At 67.8% G+C, this 6,270-nt stretch carries 5 protein-coding genes; all 5 read right to left on the bottom strand.

What is annotated here, in order from left to right; genetic code table 11:
• Positions 1-146 precede the first annotated feature (146 nt).
• The 5 genes from RWO82_RS14715 to RWO82_RS14695 all read right to left on the bottom strand — a co-directional run bounded on the left by RWO82_RS14715 (position 147) and on the right by RWO82_RS14695 (position 5,979).
• Positions 147-1,193, bottom strand: a complete 1,047-nt coding sequence (locus RWO82_RS14715; RefSeq protein ID WP_314428277.1) for an NAD(P)-dependent alcohol dehydrogenase — start codon at positions 1,191-1,193, stop codon at positions 147-149.
• A gap of 132 nt (positions 1,194-1,325) precedes the next feature.
• Complete coding sequence (locus tag RWO82_RS14710) at positions 1,326-3,398, bottom strand: acyl-CoA dehydrogenase (protein WP_314428276.1); 2,073 nt, start codon at positions 3,396-3,398, stop codon at positions 1,326-1,328.
• A gap of 120 nt (positions 3,399-3,518) precedes the next feature.
• Positions 3,519-4,688: an HTTM domain-containing protein gene (locus tag RWO82_RS14705; protein ID WP_399540911.1), complete on the bottom strand. Its 1,170-nt coding sequence runs from the start codon at positions 4,686-4,688 to the stop codon at positions 3,519-3,521.
• The gene (locus RWO82_RS14700; RefSeq protein ID WP_314428275.1) at positions 4,685-5,503 is read right to left on the bottom strand and encodes a DUF5819 family protein; all 819 of its coding nucleotides are present in this window, start codon (positions 5,501-5,503) and stop codon (positions 4,685-4,687) included. The genes RWO82_RS14705 and RWO82_RS14700 overlap by 4 nt, the downstream gene beginning before the upstream one ends.
• 77 nt (positions 5,504-5,580) lie before the next feature.
• Positions 5,581-5,979 carry a hypothetical protein gene (locus tag RWO82_RS14695; protein ID WP_314428274.1) on the bottom strand — a complete coding sequence of 133 codons (399 nt, stop codon included), beginning with the start codon at positions 5,977-5,979 and terminating at the stop codon, positions 5,581-5,583.
• Positions 5,980-6,270: the final 291 nt, after the last annotated feature.

The following is a 6,270-nucleotide window of genomic DNA, read 5'->3' as shown; positions in this document are numbered from 1 at the left end:
ATCCAACCCGCACCCACCGACATTCGAACCCCCGACACCGGCCCGTTAACACCAGCTCAAGAGCATATTCCGAAACACCGCTCCCCCGTTCCGGCATTCCGGAGAACACAACCAGACGACGCCCTCCGGAACGTCAGGACGTCCGCTCAGTCCGCGAACGTCGATGCGTCGATCACGAAGCGGTACCGCACGTCCGACGCCAGCACCCGCTCGTACGCCTCGTTGATCTGCGCGGCCGAGATGACCTCGATCTCCGCGGCGATGCCGTGCTCGGCGCAGAAATCGAGCATCTCCTGGGTCTCACGGATCCCGCCGATGTTGGACCCTGCGAGCGACCGACGACCGCCGATCAGCGACGACACGGTGACGGGAAGCGGCTCGGCCGGAGCGCCGACGCACACCATCGACCCGCCCACGTCGAGCATCCCCAGATAGGCGCGCAGGTTGACCGGTGCGCTGACGGTGTTGAGGATCACGTCGAAGGAGTTCCGCAGCGAACGGAACGTGTCCGCATCGCCCGTCGCGTAGTAGTGGTCGGCGCCGAGACGCAGTCCGTCGTCCTTCTTGTTCAGCGTCTGCGACAGCACCGTCACCTCGGCGCCGAGCGCGTGCGCGATCTGCACGCCCATGTGTCCGAGCCCGCCGAGACCGACGACCGCGACGCGCGAGCCCGGGCCGACGTTCCAGTGCCGCAGCGGCGAGTAGGTCGTGATGCCCGCGCACATCAGCGGCGCGGCCACGTCAAGCGCGAGGCCGTCGGGGATGCGCACGACGAACGATTCCGTCACGACGACCTGCTCCGAATAGCCGCCCTGCGTGACGGTGCCGTCACGGTCGGTGCTGCCGTATGTGAAGACCGCGCCGTTCGAGCAGAACTGCTCGTCACCGCGCAGGCAGTTGCGGCACTCGCCGCAGGAATTCACGAGGCAACCGACTCCGACGCGGTCGCCGACGGAGTGCTTCGTGACCTCGGCGCCGACAGCGGCGACGACGCCCGCGATCTCGTGGCCGGGTGCGAGCGGGTACTGCTGCGGCCCCCACTCGCCTCGCACGGTGTGGATGTCGGAGTGGCAGATGCCGGCGAACGCGATGTCGATGAGGATGTCGTGCGGGCCGAGCTCACGCCGCTCGATGACGGTCTTCTCGAGCGGAGCGGCTTCGCTGGGGGCGGCGTAGGCGGTGACACGGGTCATTTCGGACTCCTCGGGTCGATTCGGGTGGGGCAGGTCGACACTACCCGCGTCGTCCCGGTGACAGCTGATCACGCACGATGCAGGCCGGGATCACGCGATCCCGGCCTGCATCGGAGGCGGCTCGAACGAGCCTCAGCGCTTCGACTTCTTGAGGGCCTTCTCCTGCACGGGTGCGGCGCCGGATGCGGCGAGCGCGGCGTAGTAGTCGCGCGCCTCGTCCTGACGCTGCTTCTCGGCACCCGAGGCGATCGGCGCACGTACGTGCTCCGGCTCGTAGCCGAAGGCGTCGACCAGGTCGAGAGCGTAGGGGCGCAGCCGTGCGCACAGGCGGTCGATGTACCGCGAGACGGCCGCCGCACGCTGCGTCGAGAGGCGTCCGTGGATGAGGTGCCAGGCGAGATGCTTCTCGATCAGCTGCAGGCCGAACAGATCGCGCAGCCAGGTCAGCACCTTCTTGGTGTCGGCGTCGTCGACGCGACGGACCGCATCGGTGAACGCCTCCCACTGCAGCAGCTCACCGTGCGCGCGCGCCGCCTCGATGAGTTCCGCCTGGTTCTCGTTGAAGAGCCGCGCCCCGAGCGCCTTGTCCTTGCCGGCCGCACGCAGGCGACCGGCCACGTCGGCGACCATCTGCTGCACGCGCTCGGCGAGCAGCTGGTGCTGCTGCTCCTCCCGCAGCCCGTTCTCGACCGACCGCGCGACCTGTCCCAGGTCGATGACTGACTGCCCGAACTGACGGAGACCCGCCCCGTGGAACACCTTGCCGGCGGTCATCCCGACAGCGAACTTGGCGAGCGCCGCGGCATCCTTCCCGGTGAACTGCTTGGCGTAGTCGGTGAGCAACCGCTTGCCCACGAGCTGCAGCAGCACGTTGTTGTCGCCCTCGAACGTCACGTAGATGTCGAGGTCGGCTCGGAGACCGACGAGGCGGTTCTCGAACATAAACCCGGCGCCGCCGCAGGCCTCACGCGCCTCCTGCAGCGTGTCGAGGGCGTGCCAGGTCGACAGCGGCTTGAGCGCAGCAGCCAGGGTCTCGAGATCCTCGCGGTCCGCGGGCGTGTCGATGCGGCCGGAGAAGACGCCGTCGAACTTCTGCAGGAACTCGTCGTGCGCGAAGATCTGCGCGTAGGTCGTGGCGAGGCGAGGCAGCAGGCGGCGCTGGTGCTTGCCGTAGTCCATGAGCACGACCTCCTGCCCGTCGGCCCCGTCGAACTGACGGCGCTGCGTCGCGTAGGTGATCGCGATCTTGAGTCCGAGAGCCGAGGCCCACGACGCCGCGCCGTCGAGGGAGACGCGTCCCTGCACCAGGGTGCCGAGCATCGTGAAGAAGCGGCGTCCGGGGCTGTCGATCGCGCTCGAGTACGTGCCGTCGGCGGCGACGTCGCCGTAGCGGTTCAGCAGGTTCGTGCGCGGGATGCGCACGTGGTCGAACGACAGGCGGCCGTTGTCGATGCCGTTGAGGCCGCCCTTGAGTCCGTCGTCCTCTCGCCCGATGCCCGGCAGATCGACACCGTCGTCTCCGCGCAGCGGCACGTAGAAGCAGTGCACGCCGTGGTTGACGCCGTTCGTGATGAGCTGCGCGAAGACGGTCGCCGCCACGCCGTGCAGCGCCGCGTTGCCGAGGTACTCCTTGGTCGCCCCGCGGAACGGGGTGTCGATCACGAACTCCTCGGTCTCGGGGTCGTAGGTCGCCGTCGTGCCGACCGCCGCGACATCGGATCCGTGGCCGATCTCGGTCATCGCGAATGCGCCGGGGATCGAGAGGTCCATCACGCCCGGCAGCCACTTCTCGTGGTGCTCGGCCATTCCCAGCTGCAGGATCGCGGAGCCGAAGAGCCCCCACTGCACCCCCGACTTGATCTGCAGGCTCGGGTCCGCGACCACGAGCTCCTCGAACCCGGCGATGTTGGCGCCGTTGTTCTCCTCGCCGCCGAGCGACTTCGGGAACGCGCGGTGCACGGCTTTGTTCTCCACCAGCAGGTGCAGCTGGCTCAGCACGCGCTCACGATGCTCGTCCTTGCCGAGAGCGTCGTCGCGCCAGAACGCCGAGTCCTTGATGAGCTCCCTGGCTTCGCGCCGCGTATCAGCCCAGGTGCCGAGCAGCAGTTCGGTCAGCTGGGCGACGTCGACCTGCAGTGAGGCATCCACGGTACCGGGAGAACCGTGAGCGGGAGTCGTCTTCGGACGGACAGCGGCGTCGACCATGTGCATTCCTCTCGAGGAGAAGTAGGGATGCTCTCATGGTAGGTCTGCCACAACCACAGAGGAACTCGCCTGTGGGCATCCTCTAACCACATCGGGCGGCGTCGCCGCGCCCGATTGTCGTCAGGCCACAGTCCCCGGTGGCTCCCCGCTCGCCGCGGGTCGCTTCGCGGCATTCCACCGCCGCACGGTGCCCGCGCTCAGGCGGGCCCACGTGCGGTCGCGGATGAATATCGAGTCGATCGCGATCATGGTGAGCGAGAACCAGGGCAGGCCCATGAGCACCGCGATGCCGATGTGGAACGACAGGATGCCGAGCAGGCCGAGCAGCCGGGTGGGACGCGTCAGGAGCATCAGCGGGAAGGCCACCTGCAGGATGATCGACCCCCAGCTCGCGACGACCACCATGGGTCCCCACGCGGTGACCAGATCGCTGAGCACCGGCCAGGTGCCGAAGCGCGCGGTCTGCAGAGGGTTGTAGACCGCGTACCCCTCTTTCCACGGTTCGCCTCCTGCCTTGAACAGCGCACCCGACGCATACACGAAGCACACCTGCGCGGTCAGGGCGACGAGAGCCAGGTTGTGGAACATCGTGCCCAGCAGTGCCGGCTGGCTGTTCGGCGGGAACCATTCGCCGCTCCGGGCCCGGCGCCTCGCATCGAGCGACCACCGCGCCGCAGGATCGGCGAAGAACAGCAGCAGCAGCGCGATGCGGAACATGTTGTCGCCCTGATCGCCGACCATGTCGTTCGCCTCGATGAAGCCCACCCACAGACAGAAGAAGACGGGGAGCACGATCCGGAAACGCCATCCCAGCACGAACAGCACGGCGAGCACCCCGAGCAGCAGGTACAGGGCGGTGTACAGGACGTCGTTCCCCATCGCCGCGTGGAAGGCGCTGAAGAGCCAGATCTTGGGGAAGTCGCTCACGGGCTCCGCCAGCTCGCCGTTCCACGCCGAGCCGGAGCCGAACGTGTACAGGCGCGTGCTGAAGTTCGACGCGAGGAGGCCGATCGCGGTGACTCCGAACAGGATGCGCGTCACCGCGAGGCCGTACAGCGCCTTCTTGCCGTTGAAGAGCCAGTCGCCCACGAACGCCGAGATGCGATCGATCGCCGTAAGCACCATCGCCCACAGTCCGCCGATCATCGACGAGGCGAAGCTGAGCACGGGCAGCGAGACGGTCGAGGCGGCCTCGGACGGCGGGGCCGCAGGGGCTTCGGGCGCGCGCGGTGCGGCGACCTTCTCGGTCACGGCCGCCTTCTTCGCCGATGTCTTCGTCGGCGCGCTCACGGCTGGGCCCTCTCGAACTGGCTGCGGAAGGTGTTCGCGAAGTTCTCGCGACTCTGCCCTTCCTCTTCTATAGGAGAGCGCCAGCCCGTGGTCGAGAACGTCGGATCCGGTCGCTGCGCGCCGGGGTCGTTCCGGTCGGCGTAGGGCACCACATTCTGCCGACTCACGCGGTACTGCACCGCGGTCACGGCATCCGCGCCCCAGATCGCGTAGGCGACCTGGGTGGCGTACGCCGTGGAGAGGTGCTCCTCAGCCATGTACGCCTCGGTCGACGGGTTCTCACCGTCGAGCTCCTCGAAGGAGCGGACCATCCAGTCCTCCCACCCCTCCTCGGTGAAGTCGAGCGCCACGACCGCCTGCTGCTGCTCGTTCAGCTTGTTGAAGGCACCCATCTGACCGCTCGCCACCTCGGTGGACTGGATGCCGGCGCGCGGCGGGAACAGGTTGTAGCGGATCATCGAGAGCTCGACGTCTGTCGCACTGACCCAGCCCGTCTCGACCTCCTCGCCGTCCTTCTCTATGACCGCACGCACGTTGAAGTGGTAGTCGCCGTTGATCGGCTCCGGCGCGAAGACGCTCCACGACTGCCCGAACATCGGCAGCATGTAGCCCGCGAGCACCTCCTGCGTCGGGATCTCCCGCAACGCGGAGTAGGGCGCGATCCACAGGAACGACGCCCCTATGTGCCACAGTGTCAGCACGCACGCCGCGAAGGCGACGAGCTTGACCCACCACGAGGGACGGGGCCTCGGGGATGCGGTCGAGCGAGGATTCTCGTCCAGTGCGTCCGGTGACGCCTCGGTCATCGTGCTCATTCCCATACCTTCTCATCACCGAAGGTCGGGACCGCCGCATTGACGGCCCCGACCTCTCAGCGTTTCCTACGCGACGCTCACTCGGTGTCGACGAGCGGACGTCGGGAGCGGGCGACCCTCATGGCTCCGAATCCGAGCACCAGCAGCAATGCCGCCAGCGCGATCCATCCGCCCTGCACGTCTCCGCCTGTGGTGGCGAGCCCCTTCGCCACGACCTTGAACGTGGTCGCGATGCTTCCGGACTCCGGTCCGGTGAGCGTCACGGTGTGCGTTCCGAGGTCGTAGTCGGCCGGAACCGTCCAGGTGAAGGTGACCGTGCCCTGCGCGTCGGCGACCTGAGTGCCGAGCGCGAGCGGTTCGGAGCTCATCACACCGGTGACCACCTCGCCCGCGCGGAACCCGGTTCCGATCGCGGTCTGCTGCTCGCCGCGCTCGAGCACGGGCACGAGCACCCGGATCCCGAGCTGCTGCGCCAACGTAACGTGCGACTGAATGGAGGTTCAATGACCGGATTGCCCAGATCTGATTCACCGGCCGCTCTCGGCGTGTCGCGTCCACGACGCCACTCCGGTCGCGGAAGGCAGCACGAGACGAGCCGCGGCCGCACCCTCCGAAGGAGCCGCGAGGGGAGAGCGCGGAGCGCATCAGGGTGGCCGGACAGAGCCCTGCCGACGCGGTGTCAGTTCACCGTCATCCGGACGCGTCGTCGAGAGAGGCGACGATATATGCCGATACGGGAATCATCGTCGAGCGATTCATTCCGAGGC

This window comes from uncultured Microbacterium sp., assembly GCF_963521645.1.
In the GTDB taxonomy this organism is placed as follows: domain Bacteria; phylum Actinomycetota; class Actinomycetes; order Actinomycetales; family Microbacteriaceae; genus Microbacterium.
The sequence above is the reverse complement of the archived record's forward strand: the minus strand, read 5'-3'. Positions and strand labels throughout refer to the sequence as shown.